The sequence below is a fragment of the Streptomyces sp. NPDC007088 genome (assembly GCF_042869355.1).
Lineage (GTDB): Bacteria > Actinomycetota > Actinomycetes > Streptomycetales > Streptomycetaceae > Streptomyces.
This window is the reverse complement of sequence record NZ_JBIAFO010000004.1, coordinates 253,147-275,385: the sequence shown is the minus strand read 5'-3', so window position 1 is coordinate 275,385 and position 22,239 is coordinate 253,147. Positions and strand designations below refer to the sequence as shown.

20 protein-coding genes are annotated in these 22,239 nt (G+C 73.4%); 7 read left to right on the top strand and 13 right to left on the bottom strand.

Annotation, left to right across the window (positions count from 1 at the left end):
* The first annotated feature begins 68 nt into the window (after positions 1 to 68).
* The 6 genes from ACFYMP_RS09095 to ACFYMP_RS09070 all read left to right on the top strand — a co-directional run bounded on the left by ACFYMP_RS09095 (position 69) and on the right by ACFYMP_RS09070 (position 6,658).
* Entirely contained in the window at positions 69 to 209 is a 141-nt protein-coding gene (locus ACFYMP_RS09095) for a putative leader peptide (protein ID WP_388852961.1), read from the top strand.
* 119 nt (positions 210 to 328) lie between these two features.
* Positions 329 to 1,948, top strand: coding sequence for an ABC transporter substrate-binding protein (locus ACFYMP_RS09090; RefSeq protein ID WP_388852957.1), 1,620 nt, complete (start codon positions 329 to 331; stop codon positions 1,946 to 1,948).
* Complete coding sequence (locus ACFYMP_RS09085; protein ID WP_388852954.1) at positions 1,945 to 2,892, top strand: ABC transporter permease; 948 nt, start codon at positions 1,945 to 1,947, stop codon at positions 2,890 to 2,892. Before ACFYMP_RS09090 ends, ACFYMP_RS09085 begins: the two co-directional genes overlap by 4 nt.
* Positions 2,889 to 3,815: an ABC transporter permease gene (locus tag ACFYMP_RS09080; protein ID WP_388852951.1), complete on the top strand. Its 927-nt coding sequence runs from the start codon at positions 2,889 to 2,891 to the stop codon at positions 3,813 to 3,815. The genes ACFYMP_RS09085 and ACFYMP_RS09080 overlap by 4 nt, the downstream gene beginning before the upstream one ends.
* Entirely contained in the window at positions 3,812 to 5,599 is a 1,788-nt protein-coding gene (locus tag ACFYMP_RS09075) for a dipeptide ABC transporter ATP-binding protein (protein WP_388852948.1), read from the top strand. The genes ACFYMP_RS09080 and ACFYMP_RS09075 overlap by 4 nt, the downstream gene beginning before the upstream one ends.
* A 63-nt stretch (positions 5,600 to 5,662) precedes the next feature.
* A complete protein-coding gene (locus ACFYMP_RS09070) occupies positions 5,663 to 6,658 on the top strand; it encodes a PLP-dependent cysteine synthase family protein (protein WP_388852945.1) in 996 nt (331 codons plus the stop codon).
* Positions 6,659 to 6,719: 61 nt separating this feature from the next.
* Here ACFYMP_RS09070 and ACFYMP_RS09065 read toward each other — a convergent pair whose 3' ends face one another.
* The 6 genes from ACFYMP_RS09065 to ACFYMP_RS09040 all read right to left on the bottom strand — a co-directional run bounded on the left by ACFYMP_RS09065 (position 6,720) and on the right by ACFYMP_RS09040 (position 11,927).
* On the bottom strand, positions 6,720 to 7,217 hold the full coding sequence (locus ACFYMP_RS09065) for a GNAT family N-acetyltransferase (protein WP_388852941.1): 498 nt from the start codon (positions 7,215 to 7,217) through the stop codon (positions 6,720 to 6,722).
* The gene (locus tag ACFYMP_RS09060; RefSeq protein ID WP_388852938.1) at positions 7,214 to 8,665 is read right to left on the bottom strand and encodes an MFS transporter; all 1,452 of its coding nucleotides are present in this window, start codon (positions 8,663 to 8,665) and stop codon (positions 7,214 to 7,216) included. Before ACFYMP_RS09060 ends, ACFYMP_RS09065 begins: the two co-directional genes overlap by 4 nt.
* Before the next feature lie 240 nt (positions 8,666 to 8,905).
* Positions 8,906 to 9,667 (bottom strand): amino acid ABC transporter ATP-binding protein, encoded by a 762-nt coding sequence (locus ACFYMP_RS09055; protein ID WP_388852935.1) that lies wholly within the window; start codon positions 9,665 to 9,667, stop codon positions 8,906 to 8,908.
* Positions 9,664 to 10,560, bottom strand: a complete 897-nt coding sequence (locus ACFYMP_RS09050; RefSeq protein ID WP_388852932.1) for an amino acid ABC transporter permease — start codon at positions 10,558 to 10,560, stop codon at positions 9,664 to 9,666. Before ACFYMP_RS09050 ends, ACFYMP_RS09055 begins: the two co-directional genes overlap by 4 nt.
* 44 nt (positions 10,561 to 10,604) lie before the next feature.
* On the bottom strand, positions 10,605 to 11,480 hold the full coding sequence (locus tag ACFYMP_RS09045; RefSeq protein ID WP_388852929.1) for an ABC transporter substrate-binding protein: 876 nt from the start codon (positions 11,478 to 11,480) through the stop codon (positions 10,605 to 10,607).
* 231 nt (positions 11,481 to 11,711) lie between these two features.
* On the bottom strand, positions 11,712 to 11,927 hold the full coding sequence (locus ACFYMP_RS09040) for a hypothetical protein (protein WP_388852926.1): 216 nt from the start codon (positions 11,925 to 11,927) through the stop codon (positions 11,712 to 11,714).
* 203 nt (positions 11,928 to 12,130) lie between these two features.
* Between ACFYMP_RS09040 and ACFYMP_RS09035 the strand changes: the two genes are divergently transcribed.
* Positions 12,131 to 12,592, top strand: coding sequence for a hypothetical protein (locus ACFYMP_RS09035; RefSeq protein ID WP_388853290.1), 462 nt, complete (start codon positions 12,131 to 12,133; stop codon positions 12,590 to 12,592).
* Between the two features lie 24 nt (positions 12,593 to 12,616).
* Here ACFYMP_RS09035 and ACFYMP_RS09030 read toward each other — a convergent pair whose 3' ends face one another.
* The 7 genes from ACFYMP_RS09030 to ACFYMP_RS09000 form a co-directional block, all read right to left on the bottom strand.
* Positions 12,617 to 13,519, bottom strand: a complete 903-nt coding sequence (locus ACFYMP_RS09030; protein WP_388852923.1) for a sucrase ferredoxin — start codon at positions 13,517 to 13,519, stop codon at positions 12,617 to 12,619.
* A complete protein-coding gene (locus tag ACFYMP_RS09025) occupies positions 13,516 to 14,742 on the bottom strand; it encodes a cupin domain-containing protein (protein WP_388852920.1) in 1,227 nt (408 codons plus the stop codon). The genes ACFYMP_RS09030 and ACFYMP_RS09025 overlap by 4 nt, the downstream gene beginning before the upstream one ends.
* A gap of 963 nt (positions 14,743 to 15,705) precedes the next feature.
* Positions 15,706 to 17,946 carry a PQQ-binding-like beta-propeller repeat protein gene (locus tag ACFYMP_RS09020; RefSeq protein ID WP_388852917.1) on the bottom strand — a complete coding sequence of 747 codons (2,241 nt, stop codon included), beginning with the start codon at positions 17,944 to 17,946 and terminating at the stop codon, positions 15,706 to 15,708.
* Positions 17,947 to 18,080: 134 nt separating this feature from the next.
* Complete coding sequence (locus tag ACFYMP_RS09015) at positions 18,081 to 18,908, bottom strand: ABC transporter ATP-binding protein (protein ID WP_388852914.1); 828 nt, start codon at positions 18,906 to 18,908, stop codon at positions 18,081 to 18,083.
* 3 nt (positions 18,909 to 18,911) lie between these two features.
* Positions 18,912 to 20,039: a FecCD family ABC transporter permease gene (locus ACFYMP_RS09010; RefSeq protein WP_388852911.1), complete on the bottom strand. Its 1,128-nt coding sequence runs from the start codon at positions 20,037 to 20,039 to the stop codon at positions 18,912 to 18,914.
* The gene (locus ACFYMP_RS09005; protein ID WP_388852908.1) at positions 20,036 to 21,061 is read right to left on the bottom strand and encodes a FecCD family ABC transporter permease; all 1,026 of its coding nucleotides are present in this window, start codon (positions 21,059 to 21,061) and stop codon (positions 20,036 to 20,038) included. Before ACFYMP_RS09005 ends, ACFYMP_RS09010 begins: the two co-directional genes overlap by 4 nt.
* Before the next feature lie 70 nt (positions 21,062 to 21,131).
* Entirely contained in the window at positions 21,132 to 22,193 is a 1,062-nt protein-coding gene (locus ACFYMP_RS09000) for an iron-siderophore ABC transporter substrate-binding protein (protein WP_388852905.1), read from the bottom strand.
* Between the last annotated feature and the right edge of the window lie 46 nt (positions 22,194 to 22,239).

The following is a 22,239-nucleotide window of genomic DNA, read 5'->3' as shown; positions in this document are numbered from 1 at the left end:
GGAGCTGCTACGTTGCGGGGCACCGCCACGGCGGACCGTGCCCTGTGTGCGAAAGGACCGCGTCACCCATGCCGTACCAGCCGACTGCCGGGGCCGCCCGCCCGCTCCGCGTCGCCGGTGCGCTCCGCGCGGTGTTCCTCTGCCCGCGCTTCGTGGCCCGCAGGCACATCGACCTGCACCGCGTCTCCAGCGCGATCTGTCACGTCTGACGCTCCTTCCCGCTCGACCACCGGCCCGCCTCACGGCCCCGCCCTGCCGCCCGGACACCGTCGTCCGGACGGAGCGTCGCCGTGCGCGGCCTCCTCCCCTTTTTCCTGGAGCACCGCTGATGTCCGGACCCCGTTCTCGGCACCACTTCGCCCTGCTTCCGCTCGCCACCGTCACCGCTCTCTCCCTGGCGGTCACCGCCTGCTCCTCGTCCGGCGCCGGCGGCGGGGCGGGCGGAGCGGCCCCGCACTCCGGCGGGCACCTGACCTTCGCCCTGGCCTCCGACCCGGTCTGCGTCGACCCGCAGCAGGCGGGCAACAACGACGCGATCTATCCGGCCCGGCAGCTCGTGGACTCCCTGACCGACCAGGACCCGAGGACCGGGAAGATCGTGCCCTGGCTCGCGAAGTCCTGGAAGGTCAGCGAGGACACCAGGACGTTCACCTTCCACCTGCGCCAAGGAGCGACGTTCAGCGACGGCACGCCGGTGGACGCGCGGGCGGTCAAGGACAACTTCGACGGGATCGTCGGCCTGGGCGCCAAGGCCGTGCTGGGCAGCAGCTACCTGGCGGGCTACAAGAGCACCACCGTGATCGACGACCGCACCGTGAAGGTCCACTTCTCCCAGCCCAACGCCCAGTTCCTGCAAGCCACTTCGACCTTCACGCTCGGGCTGCTCGCCAAGTCGACGGTGAGGCTGCCGGCCGAGAAGCGGTGCACCGCCCACCTGATCGGCTCCGGCCCGTTCACGCTCGTCGACTACACGCGGAACAAGGCCGTGGAGGAGCGCCGGCGCGCGGGCTACCGCTGGGGCTCCTCGCTGTGGAAGCACAAGGGCGCGGCCTACCTGGAGAAGCTGACCTTCAAGGTGATACCGGAGTCGGGGGTGCGCACCGGCAGCCTGCAGTCCGGCCAGGTCGACGCGATCGGCGGGGTGGCCCCGCAGGACGAGGCCGGGCTGAAGGGCTCCGGCTTCACCTTGAGCAGCCGGGCCAATCCGGGCCTCCCCTTCGCGCTGACCGCGAACGTGGCCCGGCCGATCACCAAGGACGTGCGGGTGCGCCGGGCGATCCAGAAGGCCGTTGACCGCGAGGAGGTGGTCGACACGGTCCTGAGCGACAGCTACAAGCCCGCCACCAGTGCGCTGGCGAGCACCACCGACGGCTACACCCCGCTGAGCGACCGGCTCGCGCAGGACCCGGTGGGCGCGGAGAAGCTGCTGGACGAGGCGGGCTGGAAGAAGGGGCCGGGCGGCGTCCGGACGAAGAACGGCAAGAAGCTGTCCCTGAAGATCATCTGGGCTGCCAACTTCGGGCCCAACCAGACGGCGCTGGAGCTGGTGCAGCAGCAGTTGAAGAAGGTCGGCATCGAGATCACCCTCCAGTCCACCTCGATCGGCGACTACGTCGCGCTGAGGCAGAAGGGCGACTACGACTTCTCCTGGGGCAACTCGACACGGGTCGACCCCGACATCCTGCGCACCGGGTTCTCCGGCAAGCTGCTCAACTTCGGGCACCTCGGCGACCGCGCGCTGGACGCCGTCCTCGACAAGGAGGCCTCGGCCGGCGATCCCACGCTGCGCGCCCGGCACGTCGCCGAGGCCCAGAAGATCGTCCTCGACAAGGCGTACCAGATCCCGGTGTTCGAGCTCACGACCGTGCTGGGCCTGTCCAAGAACGTGCACGACCTGGACTTCGAGGCCTCCTCGCGGTTGCAGTTCCACGAGACGTGGCTGTCATGAGGAAATACCTCGCGCGCCGACTCGCGCAGTCGGTGTTCGTCCTGTGGGCGGCGTTCACCCTGTCCTTCGCGGTCCTCTACCTGCTGCCGGGGGACCCGGTCTCCATCATGGCCGCGGGCGGCGGCGAGGCCAACGACGTGGGACCGGAGCAGATCACTGAGCTGAAAAAGACGTACGGCCTCGACAAGCCGCTCGTGGAGCAGTACGGCACCCAGCTCTGGCACGCGCTGCACGGCGACTTCGGGGTCTCGGTGCAGAGCGGCGACGAGGTCGGTCACCTGCTCGCCACGAGCCTGCCGAGCACCCTGCAACTCACCTCGGGGGCGCTGCTGCTGGCCCTCCTCCTGGGAGCGGGTACCGCACTGCTCGGGACCTACACCCGCTGGCGCTGGCTGCGGCAGACGCTGCTGTCGCTGCCCGCGCTCGGCGTCTCCTCGCCCTCCTTCCTGGTCGGTCTGGTGCTCGTGCAGCTCTTCTCCTTCCACTGGGGCCTGCTGCCCGCCATCGGCAACGAGGGCTTCAGCAGTCTGGTGCTGCCCGTGATCACCCTGTCGCTGCCCACGGGCGCGGTGATCGCCCAGGTCTTCGCCAAGAGTCTGCGCACCACGCTCACCGAGCCGTACGTGCAGACCGCGCTGGCCAAGGGCGCGAGCCGGGCGCGCGTGCACTTCCGGCACGCCACCCGGAACGCCTCCGTCCCGCCGCTGACGGTGGTGGGCATCCTGATCGGCAATCTGCTGGCGGGGTCGGTGATCGTGGAGACGGTGTTCTCCCGGAGCGGCGTGGGGCGGATCACCGCGACCGCCGTGAGCGCCCAGGACATTCCGGTGGTGCAGGGGCTGGTGGTGTTCGGCGCGCTGGTGTTCGTCCTCGCGAACCTGGCGGTCGACCTCGTCTATCCGCTGCTCGATCCGCGGATCACGGCCGCGGCGGTGGCCCGATGAGCGAGCTGCTGACCTCCGCCACCTCGGCTGGTCCGCCCTCGGCGCAGCGCCCGCCGGTGGAGCCCGCCCCGGCCGTCCACGAGGGCACCGGGAGGCGGGTGCGGCGCGCGGCCCGGTCCCTGGCCCGCTCCCCCGGCCTGGTCCTTTCGGTCCTGCTGCTCGCCGTGGTCCTCGTGTCCGCCGTGTTCCCGACCCTGTTCACCTCGCAGGACCCGCTCTCCGGCGTCCCCCGGGACCGGCTCCGGGGCCCGAGCGCCGCGCACCTCTTCGGTACCGACCAACTCGGCCGCGACCTGTTCTCCCGGGTGGTGCACGGTTCGGCGCTCTCGCTCCAGGCGACGGCGCTGGCGGTCGCCGTGGGCCTGGTGGTGGGCTCCCTGCTCGGACTGCTCGCCGGGTACCTGGGCGGCAGGGTCGACGACGTCCTGATGCGTCTGGCCGACGTCCTGCTCGCCATTCCGAACCTGCTGCTGTCGCTGGCCGTGGTGACCGCGCTGGGCTTCGGCACCGTCAAGGTCGCGATCGCCGTGGGAGTGGCCAGTGTGGCGAGTTTCGCCCGGGTCATGCGCTCGGAGGTACTGCGGGTGCGGGGCGCGGTGTACGTGGAGGCGGCGCGCTCCTCCGGCTCCCGCTGGTTCTCGGTGCTGGCCCGGCACGTGCTGCCCAATGCGTCGGGCCCGGTGCTGGTGTACGCCGCCGTCGACTTCGGCGCCGTCGTCCTGCAGGTGTCCGCGCTCAGTTTCCTCGGCTACGGCGCCGTCCCACCGGCCCCGGAATGGGGCGCCCTGGTCTCCGGCGGCCGCGACTACCTCGCTACGGCGTGGTGGCTGACGACGCTGCCGGGGCTGACGATCGCGGCCACCGTACTGGCCACCAACCGGATCTCCCGCGCGCTCGACGGGGAAGGCGGGCAGACACGATGAGCGGAGAACCACTGCTCGCCGTCAGCGGGCTGCGGGTGTCGTACCGCACGCGTTCGGGCCTGGTGCCCGCGGTACGGGGCGTCGACCTGACGGTGCGGCCGGGCGAGGTCGTCGCCGTGGTCGGCGAGTCGGGCTCCGGCAAGAGCACGACCGCGCACGCGCTCGTCGGACTGCTGCCTTCAGGCGGCGCGCTGGAGGGCGGGCGGGTCCTGTTCGACGGGGTCGATCTGGCCCGGGTGAAGGACAGGGAACTGCGGGCGCGGCGCGGTCGCGACATCGGGCTGATCCCACAGGACCCGATGGTCTCGCTCAACCCGGTGCAACGGGTCGGTGCTCAGGTCGCCGAGGTGCTGCTGATCCACGGGCTGGCCGACCGGGACGCGGCGGCCGGACAGGCGGTGCGCATCCTCGGCCAGGCCGGTCTGCCCGACCCCGAGGTGCGGGCGCGGCAGTATCCGCACGAGCTGTCCGGCGGGATGCGGCAACGGGTGCTCATCGCCGTCGCGGTCGCCGCCCGGCCGAGGCTGGTGATCGCCGACGAGCCGACGAGCGCCCTGGACGTCACGGTGCAGCGCCAGATCCTGGACCACATCGAGACCCTCACCCGGGAGTCGGGTACGGCCGTCCTGCTGATCACGCACGACCTCGGGGTCGCGGCGGACCGGGCGCAGCGGATCGTGGTCATGTCCCGGGGCGAGGTCGTCGAGGAGGGCCCCACCGGGCAGGTGCTGGAGGCGCCGCGGCACGCGTACACCCGGCACCTGCTGGCCTCCGCGCCGAGCCTGGCGGGCGGCAGGCTGGTGACGCAGCGCCGGGGAGCCTCGGCGGCCGGGCGGCGCCCCCGCCCCCGTTCGGCCCCGGCCGCCGCGGGCGCGAACCCAGCCACCACGGGCACGAGCCCAGCCACCACGGGCACGAACCCAGTCGCCCCGGGCACGAATCCGGCCACCGCGGAGGCCGCCGTCACCCCCGCCCGGGGTGTTCCCGCCGCGGATCTCGTGGTCGTCCGAGGTCTCGTGAAGGACTTCCCGCTGCCCGGCGCCCGGGGCGGGGCCAGGACGCTGCGGGCCGTCGACGACGTCGGCTTCCGCATCCCTCGCGGTGAGACCTTCGCCCTGGTCGGCGAGTCGGGCTCGGGCAAGTCCACGACGGCGCGCCTCGTGGTGCGGCTCGCGGAGGCTTCCGCGGGCAGCGTCGTGTTCGAGGGGCAGGACATCACCCGTCTGCGGGGCGGCGCGCTGCGGCGGACGCGGCGGCGGATGCAGATCGTCTACCAGAGCCCGTACGCCTCACTGAACCCGCGGCAGTCCGTGGCGCAGGTGATCGCCGAACCCCTGCGGGCCTTCGGTGTCGGCGGCCGGGCGGAGCGGGTCGAGCGCGCGGCCGGCCTGCTGGAGCGGGTGTCGCTGCCGGTCTCCGTGCTGCGGCGCAGGCCCGCCGAACTGTCCGGCGGGCAGCGGCAAAGGGTGGCGATCGCCAGGGCGCTGGCCCTGGAGCCGGATCTGGTGGTCTGTGACGAGCCGGTGTCGGCGCTGGACGTGTCCGCCCAGTCGCAGATCCTGGAACTGCTCGTCGACCTCCAGCGTGAGCTGGGGCTGAGCTACCTCTTCATCTCCCACGATCTGGCCGTCGTACGGCAGATCGCCGACCGCGTGGGCGTCATGCGGCACGGACGGCTGGTCGAAACGGGTACGACGGACGAGATCTTCGCGGGGCCCTCCCATCCGTACACCAAGGAACTGCTCGCCGCCATCCCCGGCGCCCGGCGGACACCCCTCACCTGAACCGGGCGGCCGGTAGTCCCGGACCCGGCACCACAGGCCCAACTCGACGCGAGGAGCATGGTTTTGGACGTCTACCCATCCTTGACCGACGTGGTCGGCAACACCCCGCTGGTGCGCTTCAACCGGGTCACCGGTGCGGCGCCTGCCCCGGTCTACGGGAAACTGGAGTACGTCAATCCCGGCGGCAGCGTGAAGGACCGCATCGCGCTGTCCATGGTCGAGGGGGCGGAGGCGGCGGGGCTGTTGCGGCCCGGCGGCACCGTCGTCGAGGGCACCTCGGGCAACACGGGGGTCGGCCTGGCCATGGTCGCCGCGCAGCGCGGCTACCGGTGCGTCTTCGCGATCCCGGACAAGAGCAGCGCGGAGAAGATCGCCGTGCTGCGCGCCTACGGAGCCGAGGTCGTCGTCTGTCCGGGCGACGTCCCCCGGGAGCATCCCGCCCACGTGCACTCCGTGGCCGCCCGCCTCGCCGTCGAGATCCCGGGCGCCTGGCTGGCCGACCAGTACGACAACCCGGCGAACCCGCGGGCCCACTACCGCGGCACCGGGCCGGAGATCTGGCGGCAGACCGACGGGAGGATCACCCATCTGGTGGCCGGGATCGGCACCGGCGGCACCATCACGGGAACCGGCGAGTACCTGAAGGAGGCGAGTGGTGGCCGGGTGACGGTCGTCGGGGCGGACCCCGAGGCCTCGGTCTACTCGGGCGGTGACGGCGGCCCGTACCACGTGGAGAGCATCGGCCACTTCCGGCACCCCGAGACGGTCGAGGACACCTGGCCGCGGTCCTATCACCCGGAGGTCGTCGACCGCTTCGAGCGGATCAGCGACCGGGACTCGCTGCTGACCGCCCGGCGGCTGGCCCGCGAGGAGGGCTTGCTGGTCGGCGGTTCCGCCGGGACCGCGGTCGCCGCCGCGCTGCGGGTGGCGGCCGCTCTGACACCGGAGGATCTGGTCGTCGTCCTGCTGCCGGACTCCGGTCGCAACTACCTGTCCAAGGTCTTCGACGACGGCTGGCTCGGGCAGCTCGGACTGCTGGAGGAAGAGGTGCCGGGCTGAGAGCCGCCGGGACCGGGGCGCCACCTGGGCGCCCGGTCGTGGACGGGGGCCGGAACCGTTCTCACGGGGCGCCGGACACCAGAGACTTGGCGAAGCAGATGCTGAACGGGTCCTTCTCGTACGGCGGGTAGGCGGGCACACGCTGCCAGCCCGCCCGCACGTACAGGCCCTGGGCCTCGGGCTGCAACTCGCCCGTCTGGAGCCACAGTCGGCGCGTCCCCCGTTCGGCGGCGGTCGTCTCCACCGCGGTCAGGGCCGCTTTGGCCAGACCGCTTCCGCGGTACCCGGGCACGACGAACACCCGCTTGACCTCCACGCGGTCCGGCAACGCCCGCAGCGAGGCCGTGGCGACCGGCAGACGGCCGGCGTACCCCACCCAGGTGATCAGGATCTCCTCGGCAACCGGCTGCGGCGGCCGCACCCTGCGGTGCTCGAACGGGGCGTAGCGCGGGGCGAGTTCGGTGTCCATGAGACGGCGCAGCCCGCTGGGTGCCGGGGCGTCCCAGCCCTCGGCCGTCCAGCGGACGGTGGCCGGGTGGCCGGTGGGTGTCGTGGTCACAGGGTCTCCTCGGGGACGGGAGCGGGCGCCCGCGGGGATGTGGCGGGACGGCGGTGGACGGTGGCACGGCGCGAAACGGACAGGACGAGGCCGGCCAGGAGCAGGCCCGCGCAGACGCCCATGGACAGCGCGAACGCGGTCCGCGGGACTCCCTCCTCGTGCGCGGCCCCGCGGAGGTAGACCCCTGACACGGCGCTGAGGCAGACGGCCGCGGCGATGCGCTGGGCCATCTGCAGGACGCCCCCGGCCAGTCCGGCCGCCTCCGCGGGGGCGTGCTGGAGCACCTGGGCCTGGTTGGGCGAGACGGTGAGTCCCGAGGCTGCGCCGACCACCGCCTGGGCCGCGGCGAGCGTCACGGGCAGCGCCGCGACCGGCACGGTGAGGGTCACGGCGGCGCTCGCCACGAGGGCGCCGGCACCGAGGGCGAGGCCCAGGCTCACCGCTCGCGGGCCGAGGCGGCGCACCACACGCCAGGCCACCGCCGAGGACAGGCCCATGGCGAGCGCCGAGGGCAGCGCGACCGCCGCTGTGGCCAGGGCGGACAGGCCGAGCCCCGCCTGGAGGAACACGGTCAGCACGAGTGACGCGGCCATCGAGGAGCCGAACTGCGCCATCGCGACGGCGGTCCCGAGGAGGTACGGCTTCGAGGCCGCCAGGGCGGGATGCAGCAGGGGCGGGCGTTTCGCCCGGGAGCGCAGGCGCTGCTGCACGCCCAGGGCGGCGCCCGAGACGGCTGCGGCCGCCGCCCACGACGCGGCGCCGCCGAGACTGTCCGGAGTGGTGATGAAGGGCAGCATCAGCGTCAGCGTGAGCATCCCGGCCAGCAGGAGGCCGCCCACGTCGAGGCCGCTGTGCCGGGCGGTGCGGCGCGGCGGGGGCAGCCGGCGGGAGGCCAGGAACAGGGTGGCGACGGCGCACGGGGCGCTCAGCAGGAGGCACAGCCGCCAGCCCGCGCCGGGACCGAATCCGGCGACGAGCGCCCCGCCGAGGGGTGGCCCGAGCCCCGCCGCGAGGCCCCCGACGACCGCGTATCTGCCGAGCGCCCGGGACCGCTCCTCACTCGCGAAGACGTCCTGAAGGGTGCCGATGACCTGCGAGTTGACGAGTCCGGCACCGGCTCCCTGCACCAGGCGGGCGGTGATCACGGTGCCGGGGGCGCCCGCGGTGGCCGCCACCAGTGCGGCGGCCAGGAAGGCCGAGAGCCCCAGGACGAACAGGCCCTTGCGCCCGCGTACGTCACCGAGGCTGCCACCGGGGACCAGGGCGAGGCCGAAGGCCAGCGAGTAACCGGCCACGATCCACTGGACGCCGGAGGGGCCCGCCGCCAGTGAGTCCCGCAGCGACGGCAGGGCGATGTTGAGGACCGACTGGTCGACGAGGGTGGTGGCGCCGGCCGCCAGGCACACCAGCAGCACGCGCCGCCCGGCGCGGCCTTCTTCTCGCGGCATGGTCACCTGTGTCCGTGGAGCTGTGGCGGGGGCAGACGTCGGGGGCGGACTTCAGCGGCAGGAGCGGCCCACGCGGTCTGTCCGTCGCCCGGCCCGAAGGGGGAAGAGGAGCGCCACGCGGGTGGGTCCGGTGGGGTCCATGACCGGAATCCCATCACACCCCCAGGCACACGTCCGGTGCTGTCGCGAGGTGTTCATACGGCTGCCACACCACGCCGGAGGTGGTGGCGGCCACGCCGCCTACAGCCGCCCGGCCTCGACGATCCGGCGCAGGAACCTCTTGGTGCGCTCCTCGCGGGGAGCGCCGAAGACCTCCGACGGTGCGCCGCGTTCCAGCACCACTCCGCCGTCCAGAAAGCACACCTGATCGGCGACCTCCCGCGCGAAGGCCATCTCGTGGGTGGCGATGACCATGGTCATGCCCTCGTCCTTGACCTCGCGGACCAGGCCGAGGACCTCGCCGACCAGCTCGGGGTCCAGGGCCGCGGTGATCTCGTCCAGGAGCAGCAGCCGGGGCCGTACCGCCAGTGCCCGCACGATCGCCGCCCGCTGCTGCTGTCCGCCGCTGAGGCGGTCCGGGTACTCGTCGGCCTTGTCGGCGAGCCCGAGCCGCTCCAGCAGGTCGCGGCCGCGTTCCCCGGCCTCCTGCCGGGAGAGCCCGTGGACGCGCCGCGGGGCGAGCGTGATGTTCTGCAGGACGGTCAGGTGCGGAAAGAGGTTGTACGCCTGGAACACCACGCCGATCCGGCGGCGTACCGCGTCGGAGTCGGCCCGTGGATCGGTGATCTCCTCGCCGTCGAGCCAGATGGCCCCGTCGTCCACCTCCTCCAGGAGGTTGGCGCAGCGCAACAGGGTGGACTTCCCCGACCCGGAGGCGCCGATCAGGGCGGTCACCGTGTGCGGGGCGACGTCGAGACCGACCCCGCGCAGGACCGGCGAACCGCCGAAGGACTTGCGGACCGCCTCCATCCGCAGCACGGGGACCGGCTCCGGCTCGCTCATACGATCCCTCCCTGGGCCCGCCGCCGGTCCATGCGGGCCGTCACCCAGTCGGTGAGCCGTGTCATCGGGATGGTCAGCGCGACGAAGACGAGCCCGGCGACGACGTAAGGGGTGTAGTTGAAGTCCTTGCCGGCGATGATCTGCGCCGCGTAGACGGCGTCCACCGCACCGGCGATCGACACGAGTCCGGTGTCCTTCTGGAGCGACACGAGGTCGTTGAGGAGCGGCGGCACCACGCGGCGGACCGCCTGGGGCAGTACGACGAAGCGCAGCGTCTGGCCGCTGCTGAGCCCGAGGGAGCGGGCCGCGGCGCGCTGCGAGGGGTGCACGGAGTCGATGCCCGCGCGGAAGACCTCCGCGACGTACGCCGAATAGGTCAGTACGAGGGCGGCACCGCCCAGGAGCACCGGGTCGCTGGTCACGCCTTGGAGACGCAGCGCGGGCACTCCGAAGACCACCATCAACAGGCAGATGATGAGCGGCAGTCCGCGGAAGAAGTCGGTGTACGCGGTGGCCAGCGCCCGCACCGGGAAGAAGACCGGGCCGCGCAGGGTGCGGGCCACGGCCAGCAGGAGGCCGATCACCAGGACGGCGGCGCCGCACACCACCAGCATCCGCAGGTTGAGCCACAGGCCCTCCAGGACGCGCGGCAGGGCGAGGCGCGTGTAGTGGGCGCTGAAGAAGGTCTCCCTGGTGCGGTCCCAGCCGGGCGAGTGGGTGATCAGGAGGTACAGCACGGCACCGGTCACGAGGGTGCTGGTCGCGGCGATCGCCGTCGCCCGCCGGGTGCGGGCCCGGCGGTACCGTTCGCGTGCGAGACGGCGTGGCGAGGGGACATAGGCGTCCTCGTCGTCAGCGAGTGCCTTGTTCGGCGTCCGCGGGGTCCGTGGCATCCGCGGCGTCCGCGGGGTCCGTGGCATCCGCGGTGTCCGCGGTGTCACCTGAGTACCGGTGCGTCGACGGCTTCGGAGAGCCACTTCTTCTCCAGGCCGGCGAGCGTGCCGTCCTCGCGCAGGGCGTCCACCGCGTGGCTCACGCAGGGGGTGAGTGCGCTCTCCCGGTCCAGGACGAGTCCGAACTGCTCGGGTCGCGCGCCCGAGTCGGGGAACTGGCCGACGACCTCGGCCTCGGGCACCTCTGCCCCGGTGATGTAGAAGGCGGTGGGCAGATCCACCACGATGGCGTCCACCTGGCCGTTCTTCAGGGCGGACTTGGCGAAGTCGTTCTTCTGGTAGACGGCGGGGTGCTGCGCCGGTTTCACCACCTCGTTGATGAAGTCGAGGCTGGTGGTGCCCACCTGGGCGCCCAGCTTCACGTCCTTGAGGTCGGCGACGCTCTTCGCGCGGGCGGCCTTGGACGACTTCAGGGCGATGACGGCCTGCCGTACGTCGTAGTAGCCGGAGGAGAAGGCGACGGCCTTCTCGCGTTCCTCGCTGATCGAGACCTGATTGATGTCGAAGTCGAACTTCTTGGCGCCGGGGGCGAACGAGCTGTTGAACGGCACGGTCCGCCAGACCACCGCGTCCCGGTCGTAGCCGAGCCGTTTCGCCACGGCGTACGCCACCGCGGACTCGAACCCCTTGCCGCTGGACGGCTTGTCGTCGACGAACCAGGGCGCGTACGCGGGTTTGTCGGTTCCGACGGTCAGCTTCCCCGGCACCTCGGTAGCGAGTTTCCCCGGGGCGCACGACGCGCTCGCGTCCCCCTTGCCCGATGCCTTCTCCTCCGGTTGGGGAGAGCAGCCGGCAAGCGCCGCGCACAGGGCGACGGCAGCGCAGAGGGCGGTGAGGGGGACGCGGTCGACGAGAAGCATAGCCAGAGCCTCGCAGTGCCCGGACCGGTCTGTCGAGACAGTTGTCCGCATACTGGGAGCGGGTGTTGCGGCCGTGTGAACACGGCTGTTCCCACCGGGAGGGGCGGGGGGCCTCCGCGACGGACACCGCGCCCCGGCCGCCCCGCCGCAGCGGAGGCGACCGGGGTGTCCTGGAGGGAGCCGGGTGCGAGGGCGGGGGCGATGGTGCCGTCTCACTCGGGTGGTGCCGTCTCACTCTCCTCGCGCGGACTCCTGTTCACGGGGGTCGGCCGAGAGGGCGTCCCCACTCTCCCCCGCCCGCCGGTGCGGCCTGCCGGGGCCCTTCTCGCCTGTCTCCGCCTCTTCGAACTCCTTGAGGACCTCCTCGACGGCGGTCTGCGGCGCCGCTTCCCCCCGGGCACCGGAAGCCCGGTGGTCCGTACGTCGCTGCCGGTCGTTCTCCGTCATGACGCTCCTCTCCCTTCCTCTGCTTCGCCCTGCGGGCCTGAGTCGGTCAGGTGCCCGGGACGGAGGGCCTCATGCGTAAGGCCCTTCCGGCCGCCCACGCGGGCTGAGCGTCCGACCCGCCGTCCGCGCACCGCGCGGGGCGCCGTTCGCCCTCCGCCATGTTTCGGGCAGGACGGCGGCCGGGAAACGTGTCGGACATGATCATGATGCGGGATCTCGTACGAGGTGGTGTCGCGGGCGCCGCCGGAACGACCGTGCTGAACGCCGTGACCTATGCCGACATGGCGTGGCGGGGCAGGGCCTCCAGCGGGGCTCCCGCTGAGGTCGTGGACAGGCTCCTCCGGGCGGCGGGCCATCCGGTCCCCGGTTCGGGTGACAGCCGCGACAACCGGCTCACCGGCCTGGGCGCGCTGTCCGGCATCGCCGTGGGCTGCGGCACCGGAGTGGCCGTCGCCCTCCTGCGCCGTGCGGGGGCCCGCCTGCCGTGGTGGCTGGGCGGAGTGGTCACCGGCGCTCTCGCCCTGGCCGCCACCGACCTGCCCATGGCGCGACTGGGCGTCAGCGACCCGGGGATCTGGTCGGCCGGGGACTGGGCCTCGGACGCCGTTCCGCACCTGGCCTACGGGCTGGTGACCTACTCCGTCGTGACGGCCGGGCAGCGGTGACGGCGCGTCAGGCCCCGGGCGGTATCAGGGCGCGACGCGGACCGAGATGACCTCGTAGACGAGGGCCGCGCTCAACTGCGGCCCGTGGCAGGTCAGCTGACGCGGCGGCGTCCGGTGGGACCGCACCTCGACCTCGAAGGCCTCCGGGCCACCCGCGTGTCGTCCGGTGACGCGGATGCTCCAGTGGTCGTCGACGCGGGACGTCCGGGCCACCGCGTAGTCGTGCCGGCCGGCCGGGCCGAAGCGTCCGAGGACCGCCGCGACCGCCGCCTGTTGCGGCGGGAAGAGGTCCGTGTACCCGCGCAGGTGCGCGGCGTGCACTCGGCCGGACAGGTGCTCCCCGACGGCCTCGACGGACGATCCGGCGTCGAGGCGGCCGTAGTAGACGCCGTCGGGCGCGACGACGAGATTGCCGGCGAACCTGTCGCCGCCCACGTGCGTGCACTCCCACACCAGATCCGGCCAGCGGTCGCTGAGGGCACGCGCCACGGGCCGTCCGCGCACCGCGCAGCAGGTGTCGTGCCGGCCGTGGGCACAGACGAGGACCACGGGGGGAAGGCCGGGTTCACCGGGGGCGCCGAGAGCACCCGCGATCTCCGCCAGGTCCTCGTCCCGGCTCCACGTGCCCCACCGCTGGCGGTGCGCTCCGCGGCGGTCGTAGCGCAGTACGGCCCAGCGCGGGGGCCCCTCGGGCGTGCGGCGTCCGTGCCGCCTGACCAGGAGCACCCGTGCGCGCGCCTCCCGGGCGGCGCCGTACACGCGCGCCTTGGTCGCGGGGTCGAGATCGAGGCCGTCGAATCCGTTGGGGGGCCAGCCGCCGCGGTACTCGACGAGGACCCAGACGACGCCGTACGGCGCCGTGCCCGTGATCGGGTCGCCGCGGGCCTCGGCGGCGTCGGCGCAGAAGAAGCGTCCGCTCGCGGTCACGGCGGCGACGTCGGTGTTCTTCGGTCCGCGGGCACGAGCACGCCCGCGTGCAGCAGTCGTGCGACGAGGGCGACGCCGAGGTCACCGGCGGTGTGGACCGCTCCGTCGAGCAGGCGGGCCACCGCCGGAAGGTCCTGCTCGGGGAAGTCGAGCCAGCCGACGCGCGTGGTCAGACGCCTGCCCTCCAGCCTGGCTTCCAGCGCCTCACGCAGCCGTACCGGCGAGCGGGGGCCGAGCCCGTCGACGGCCGCGCGCTGGGCCAGCGGACCCAGCGGCGCCGGGCGTGCCTGGCGCCGCCTCATCCGGTGGAACAGTGGGGCGGGATCGGCCTGCGCGAGGGCCTGTGCGAGGCGGTCGCGGACCATGTCGAGTTCGCCGTCCGGATCGTCCACACCCAGCGGCAGGGAGGCGCGCGTCCCGGGGTCGTCCCGCAGCGCCGCGAGTGCGGACTGGGCGAGTTGTTCGGCCAGCGCGTACCGGGTCCAGTTGTGGACTCCGAGCGTCAGGTGCACCGAGACCTCGCCCTGCGCCCGCGCCGCGTGCAGCCAGCCCCGCGGCAGATAGAGGACGTCGCCGGGCGCGAGCACGGTGTCGAGGTACGGGGTGTCCTTCGCGGCCTCGGCGACGGCGGTGCGGCGGTCGGTCCAGGGCTGGTCGCGCAGCGGGTCGGGGTGAATGGGGCGGTGGACGAGCCAGCGTTTGGTGCCCTCGATCTGCAGGACGAAGACGTCGTGGACGTCGTAGTGGTCGTCGAATCCGCGGTTCTGGGGCGGGGTGACGTAGGCGTTCGCCTGCACCGGATGGCCCAGTTCGGTGCCCAGCCGGGCGGTGAACTCCGCCACCGGGCTCCACGTACGGTGCAGCGCCTGCAGGACGAGCGTGGCGCCGTCGGCGAACTCGCGCCACAGGGCGGTGTCGTCGAGCTGGTCGGGAACGGTGGCACCGACGCCCGCGGCGGAGGTGAAAGCGGACTCCGGAAGGGTCGAGCCGTCCTTGGCCACGCGCAGGAAAGGGGTGCGCAGTCCGCGGCGCGAGACCAGTTCGTCCACGGCGTCGGCGGAGAACAGGTCGGAGAAGTCGCTCGCGCCGCGCGTGAGCAGCGCCGTGCGCGCCCATACCTCACGGGCGAACTCTTCGCGGGGCAGCCCGGTCAGACGTGCCTCCAGGACCCCGGCGGCCGCTGTGGCGCCGGGGTCCTGGTGCTCGGTCCGCGAGGTGGTCAAGAGCGGTCGCCCGAATCGTCGGCGCCGCCGTCCGCCCCGCCGTCGTGCACCCCGGGCGTACCCGACGCGCCGCCGTCCGCAGGGCCTTCCGCCCCACCGTCCGCACCCCCGTCATGCACCCCCGGCGTACCCGACGCGCCGCCGTCCGCGGGGCCCTCCGCCCCACCGTCCGCCCCGCCGTCGTGCACCCCGGGGGTACCCGACGCACCACCGTCCGCGGGGCCTTCCGCCCCACCGTCGGCGCCCCCGTCATGCACACCGGGCGTACCAGCCGCACCGCCGTCCGCCGGGCCTTCTTGCTGGTTCGGGTCCTGCTCGGGGTTGCTCATCGTTCCTCCCGCGCGTCGAATGGCTGACGCGCCGGACTCCCGTAGGAGAGCTCCGGCGCCAGGCAGGGTGATCCCTCGTGGGCACCGCCGCGATCAGCGTACTGCTAGGGGATGAAAGTCTCGATACGAGAGGAAATGGACCCTAGGCACGATCCCGGCTAAAACCGTCATACCGGACGACTCCGCGCGGTTCGCCTCGGCCGGCCCCGCCCGGATCATCGCGCTGACCGGCCACCCGGCGCTCTACGCCGACTGGCGGCCGAGGGCCCTGCCGGCACCCACCTCTCCGTCCGGGCCCGGGACGGTCTGCCCGGCATCGGGCCGGCCGAGCCGTGGTGCCTGCCGCACTCCGAGGTCACCGTGCCCGGTGACCACTTCAGCGTTCCGGAGGACCGTTCCGGCACCACCGCCCTGGCCGTCGACGCCCGGCTCTCCGAGCGGCTTCGCGCGGACCCGTCCCGACGTGAGCTCCCGGATGACCACCGGGAGGCCGGGGAGCGGCCGGGCCCATGGCCCTCGCCCGCCGACGGCGGTCAGCGCGCGCGCCCGGCCTGTGTGGCCCCGTCGCGGCGCGGGCGGCCCGGCCGCTGAGGCGTCCGCGGGGCACGGAAGGCGGCGGCCGGTGCCCGCGGAGTCAGTCCGACTTCGGGGGTTTGCGCGTGTCGAACGCGAAGAGGGTGTTCTCGGTGGCGGCCACGATCACCGCACGGCCCGCGACCGTCACGCGGGGGCTCGCGGCCTGCTCGCCCGTCAGACCGTCGGCCCGCGGGTTCGTGGTCCACAGGAGGCTGCCGTCGTGCGGGGACAGCGCGAGGACCCGGCCCGTGGCCGAGCTGAAGTACAGCGCGCCGGCTCCGGCGGCGGGGCCCGACGCGCCCTCCACGCTTGTCTGCCGCGACCACTTCTTCCGGCCGGTGACGGGGTCGAGCGCCGTGACGAGCCCGGTCTGTCCGCTCACGTAGAGGGTGCCGTCCGCCATGCCGGGCGCCCCCGCGTAGGTCCTGGCCAGACGGGAGTAGGTGACCTTCCGCGAGGCGGGGTCGACCCGCGCCACCCCGTCGTAGCCCGTCAGGTCCATTTTCTCCCTGTGCTCCTTGAGGAGGACCAGCTCGCCGCCGGCGACGCCCATCGGCACGGCGGGGCCGTCGACCTCGATGGGCCTTCCGAGCGTGCCCGAGCGGCGGTCTACCGCGTACAGGGTGGGGTGGCGCACCGCCGAGGCGTCCACCTCGGTACGCGTCGCGCACATCGCGAGGAGCCGTGCGCCCGCCGGGACGGGAGCGCACTGCGTGCCCGCGGGGAAGGACCTCGTCCAGGCGAGTTCACCGCTGTGCGCGTCGCGGGCCTCGAAGCGGGAGTCGGAGGCGTCGACGGTCACGACGGCGGAGCCGGCCACCACGGCGTCCCGCGTCCGCCCCGTGACGGCGTGCGACTGGGCGCCGGACGGCACGGACCACAGCTCCCGGCCGCTCTCGGCGTCGACGGCCACCACCTCGCTGCGAGGGCTCTGCGGATCGTCCTCGGCGGCGAGGCGGTAACCGAGCACCGTGTCGCCGGTCGCGCCCACCAGATGCATGCCCTGGACGGGGACCCCCGGGCTCTTCACCGTCCACGCCCGCGAGCCGTCCCGGGCGCTGACACGGGTCGCGACGACGCCGCCGCCCCCGCAGAACAGCGCGTCCCCGCGCAGGACGCACCGCAGCTCGTCGGGGATGTCCGGGCGGCCGCCCGGCACCGTCTCGCGCCACGGTTTGAAGCCCTCCAGAAGCGCGGCGCCCGGCGCCGCGACGCTGTCACCCCGGGGGCCGGCGCCGTCCCCGCGCGAGCCGCCCGACTCCAGCACCGCGACTCCCCCGCCGATCGCCGCCACCGCGACGGCGGCCGCGAGCACAGGACGCCACCGGCCCCGCAGACGCCGGCCGGGGCGGGCGTCGCCGACGGGGCCGGGAAGGGCCGGAGCGGCGGGCGGGACGTCCGGCGCCGGGGTGGCGGGCGTCGCGGAGTGGTGCTGCGTGATCGTGTCGCGGGTGCGGCCCGCGTCGATCCCGTTCGCGTGGGTCCCGCCGAGGTCGGCCGGCAGGTCCCGCAGCAGTACGAGGAGTTCGTCGGCCGAGGGCCGCCGCTCGGGCTCCTTGTCCAGGCACGACTCGACGACCGCGAGCAGAGCAGTCGGCACGGCTCCCAGCGACGGTTCCTCGTGCACCACCTGATACGCCGTCATGTAGGGGCTGTCCGCGTCGAAGGGTCCGCGGCCCGTCGCGGAGTACACCAGCAGCGTCCCCAGCGAGAAGACGTCGGACCCCGGCCCCACACCACGCGGCGTCTGCAGCTGCTCCGGCGACATGAAGGGCGGCGTACCGATGACCCGCCCCGTCATCGTCAGCGTCTGCTGGTCCACGGCGCGCGAGATCCCGAAGTCGATGACGCGCGGTCCCTCGGGCGAGAGCACGACGTTCGAGGGCTTCAGGTCACGGTGGACCACCCCTACCCGGTGGATGTCGCGCAGCGCCTCCGCCAGCCCGATGGCGAGCCGTCTCAGCTCCCCTCCGTTCAGCGGGCCCTCGCGCGTGATGCGCTGGGCGAGCGTGTGCCCCTCGATGTAGGTCGTCGCCATCCACGGCTGCTCGGCCTCGGGGGCGGCGTCGACCACGGCGGCGGTGAAGGCGCCGCTCACCCGCCTCGCGGCGGCCACCTCCTGGCGGAACCGGATGCGGAACTCGTCGTCCCCCGCGAACTGCTGGTGGATCAGTTTGATCGCGACGGGCCGTCCCGAACTCGTACGGGCGAGAAAGACCGTACCCATTCCCCCCGCGCCGAGCCGCGCCTCAAGCGGATAGCCGCCGATCTCCACTGGATCACCTGCGCGCAGCGACACTCTCGCCGACCTCCTGTCCCCCGTGCACCTCTGCCGAGCCTTCGTACCTGTCCCGCACCCCAACCTAGCGGCAGAGCGGTACGGGAGAGTGCGGCGGGTGAGGTGCGGGCAGCGGGCCGCTCCCCGGCGTCGGTTCAGGCGCGGCCGGCCTCGCGCCGGCTCGGGGCGTCGTGGCGGCCGATGGGGATCACCAGCGGGGTGCCGCTGACCGGGTCCGTGGCCACCTGGCAGCGCAGTCCGAAGACGTCCTCGACGGTCTCGGCGGTGATGACCTCGTCGGGTGCGCCCTCGGCGACGATCCGGCCGGACTTCATGGCGATCACGTGGTCCGCGTACCGGCACGCCTGGTTGAGGTCGTGCAACACCATCACGACGGTGCGCCCCTCGCTCCGGTTGAGGTCGATGATCAGGTCGAGCACGTCGATCTGATGGGCCAGGTCGAGGTAGGTGGTCGGCTCGTCGAGCAGCAGGACCGGCGTGCCCTGGGCAACCGCCATGGCGATCCAGGCCCGTTGACGCTGTCCGCCGGAGAGTTCGTCCACGGCGCGGTCGGCCAGCTCGGTGACGCCGGTCGCGGCGAGGGCCTCGTGCACCGCTAGCTCGTCGGTCTTCGTCCACTGCCGCCACCACGTCTGGTGCGGGGAGCGCCCCCGGTTGACCAGATCGATGACGGTCAGCCCCTCGGGGGCCACGGGTGACTGCGGGAGGATGCCGAGCCGCTGCGCGAGTTCCCGCGCGGGGATGGAGTGCAGTGCGCGTCCGTCCAGCGTCACGGCGCCCCGCCGCGGTGCCAGCAGCCGGGCCAGGGCGCGCAACAGGGTGGACTTCCCGCAGGCGTTGGCCCCGACGATGGCGGTGACCCGGCCGGGTGGGACCACCAGATCGAGTCCGGCGACGACCGCGCGGTCGTCGTAGCCCAGATGCAGGCTCTCGGCCCGCAGGTCGGGGTCGGCGGTAGTCATCGGTCAGCCTCCTGAGCCCGCGCGGTTGACGCGGATGAGCAGCCAGAGCAGCACCGGGGCGCCGAGCACCCCGGTCACGATCCCGACGGGCAGTTCGGTGCCGGGGACCAGTTCGCGGGCGACGACGTCGGACGCGAGGACGACGAGGGCACCGGTCAGGCCGGCCGCGAGCGGCGGCGGCCAGGCCGTGCGGCACAGCCGCTGGGCGATCTGCGGGGCCGCGAGCGCGACGAACGCGACGGGTCCGGCGGCAGCCGTCGCGAAGGCCACCAGCCCGACGCCGGTCACCAGGACGACGAGCCGGACGAGCTGGACCCGGGTGCCGAGCCCCTGAGCCACGTCGTCGCCGAGCAGCAGGGTGCGCATCAGTCGTCCGACCAGGAGGGTCACCGGCACCAGCACCGCGAGGGACGCGGCGAGCGGCGCGGCCTGCTGCCAGTCGCGGCCGTTCAGGTTGCCGACCATCCAGCCGAGCGCGGCCTGCGCCTGGAACCGGCCGCCCCGGGCGACCAGGAAGTCCGTGGCGCTGAGGCACATCCACGACACCCCGATGCCGACGAGGATGATCCGGTAGCCGGTGGTGCCCCGGCGCCAGGCGAGCCCGTACACCAGCAGGGCGCTGACGAAGGCGCCCAGGAGCCCGAGCGCCTGGGTGCCCAGGCCGAAGTCCCAGCCCAGGACGATGCCCGCGACGACGGCCGTCCCGGCGCCCTGCGTCAGGCCGATCATGTCCGGACTGGCCAGCGGGTTGCGGGTCATCGTCTGGAACAGGGCACCGGACATGCCGAGGGCGAGCCCGGCGAGCAGCCCCACCACGGCTCGGGGCAGCCGCAGTTCCCGGACGACGAGAAGGGTGCCCGGGTCGCCGGAGCCCAGCAGGGCGTGGGCCACGTCGGGCAGCGGGATTGGGTACTCGCCGACCGACACGTGCCAACACAGCGTGAGGAACACCGCGACGCACAGCCCCGCGCAGACCACGAGGTGCCGGGGGCGTACGAAGCCGGAGACGGGCGGGACGGTGAGACGGAAGGGCCGGGCGCCGCCGGGACGCGGCGTCCGGGCCGGAGCCGTCGGGGGCGCAGCCGCGGGTGCCTGGGCCGTCGGGGGCAGGGCGTCGGTGGGCACGGTCATACCTCCGCGAGTCGTCGTCGGCGGACCAGGGCGATGAAGAAGGGCCCGCCGACGAAGGCGACGACGACACCGGCCTGGATCTCGCTGGGGCGGTCCACGACCCGGCCGAGGAGGTCGGCCGCGAGCAGCAGCGCGCCCGCCAGGGCTGCCGAGAGCGGCAGCAGCCATCGGTGGTCGGGGCCGAGCCGGGCGTACTGGGCGAGCACGCGGGCGGCGTGCGGCACGACCAGTCCGACGAAGACGACGGGGCCGATCGCCGCGACGGCCGCGCCGGTGAGCAGGGTGACGGCGACGACGCCCTGGAGCCGGACCAGGCCCAGCCGCCGGCCGAGCGAGGCGGCGACGTCGTCGCCGAGGGCGAGACTGTTGAGCGCGGGGGCGCCGGCCAGCGCGAGCAGCGCCCCGGCGGCGAGGAACGGCAGGACGCGCAGGACGGTGGTGGAGTCCTGGTCGGCGAGCGAGCCCGCCGACCAGAAGCGGTAGCGGTCCAGCGCCTCCGGATCGACGAGCACGAGGGCGCTGGTGAGCGAGGACAGCACGGCGGTCACCGCGACCCCGGCGAGGGCCAGTTTCATCGGGGTGGTGCCGGAGCGTCCGAGCCGGCCGAGGAGGTAGACGACGACGCTCGCCGCCATCGCTCCCGCGAAGGCGAACCAGATGTAGCCGAGGAGGGAGCCGATGCCGGCCACCCCGGCGGCCAGTACGACGGCGAAGGCCGCTCCCGCGCTGACGCCGAGGATGCCGGGGTCGGCGAGCGGGTTGCGGGTCAGCGCCTGCATCACGCCGCCCGACAGGCCGAGGGCGCCCCCCGCCGCGAGGCCCAGCGCGGTACGCGGCACCCGTACCGACCACACGATGTCCTCGGTGCGGACCGGGACCTGCTGTCCGGTCAGGGCCTTGAGCACCTGTCCCGGCGGGATCTGCACAGCGCCGAGGCCGAGGGACAGCAGGCACAGCACGAGCAGTCCGACGACCAGCCCGCCGACGAGCAGGGCGGGCCGCCATCGGGCGGGGCGGGTCATGGGGTCGGCTCCACGGTCGGCATTCCTCAAGAAGGTGGTTCGGGCGGTGGGCGGGCGGGTGTGCCGGAGGTCAGGACGCCGGCACGGAGACCTTGGTGGCGGGCTTGCCGTCGACGGCGGCCGCGAGGGCGGGGACGAGCCGGTCGACCGTGTAGGGCAGACTCAGGGGGCTCACGAAGGAGACCGCGCTGCCGAAGTGGCTGCTCTCCTTGATCAGCACCTCCCGGCCCTGCCGGGCGACGTCGAGCTTGCCGTAGAGCGGGTTGGCGTGCAGCTTCTTCTCGTCCTTCGCCGGATCGGTGACGATCCAGACGACGGCGTCGGTGTCGAGAAGGTCGGTGCGTTCCTTGCTGATGTTGGCGCCGAACGCGTCGCCGACGACCTTGCCGAGGCCGGCGGGGAGCGTGAACCCGAGGGCGCTCAGCAGCCGGGACCGGTTGTCCTGCGGGCCGTAGACGTACATGCCTTCGTACGGTGTGGCCATCACGGCGCCTGCGCCCTTGAACTCGGGGTGGTCGGCGGCCGCGTCGCTGATGTGCTTCTCGGTTCTCGCGACGAGCTTCCCGGCCTCGTCCGGACGGCCGAGCGCCTTGCCGATCTGCTCGGTCTGGTCCTGCCAGGAGATGCTCCAGTCCGGGCCGTCCTTCGGCTGGGCGACGACCGGGGCGATCTTGGAGAGGGTGCGGTACTGGTCCTTGGTGAGGCCCGAGTACAGCGCGAGGATCAGGTCGGGGTGGAGCGAGGCGATCTTCTCGACCTGGGGTCCGGTGCCGTTGTCGTGCAGCACGGTGGGCAGGGGCTTGTCGCCGAGCGCGTCCTTCGCCCAGGGGCCGATGGCGCCCTTGAAGTTGCCGAGCCACTCGGTGGTGCCGACCGGGACCTTGCCGAGGGCGAGGACGGCGTCCTGGTCGGAGAGGCCGACGGTGACGATACGCCGGGGTTCCGCCTTGATTGTCGTGGCGCCGTACTTGTGGGTGAGGGTGACCGGGAAGGCTCCCTTGTGCGCCGCACCGCCGGATGCGGAGGCGCTGTGGTCGTCACCTTCGCCGGAGCCGCAGGCGGCTGCGCCGAACAGCAGGAGGGCGGACGCGACCGCGGCGGTCAGCCGGGAGCGGTGGGGCAGGCGGAACATGGCGATTTCCTTCGGGGCGGGGGTCGGTACGCAAAGGGGCCGGTGA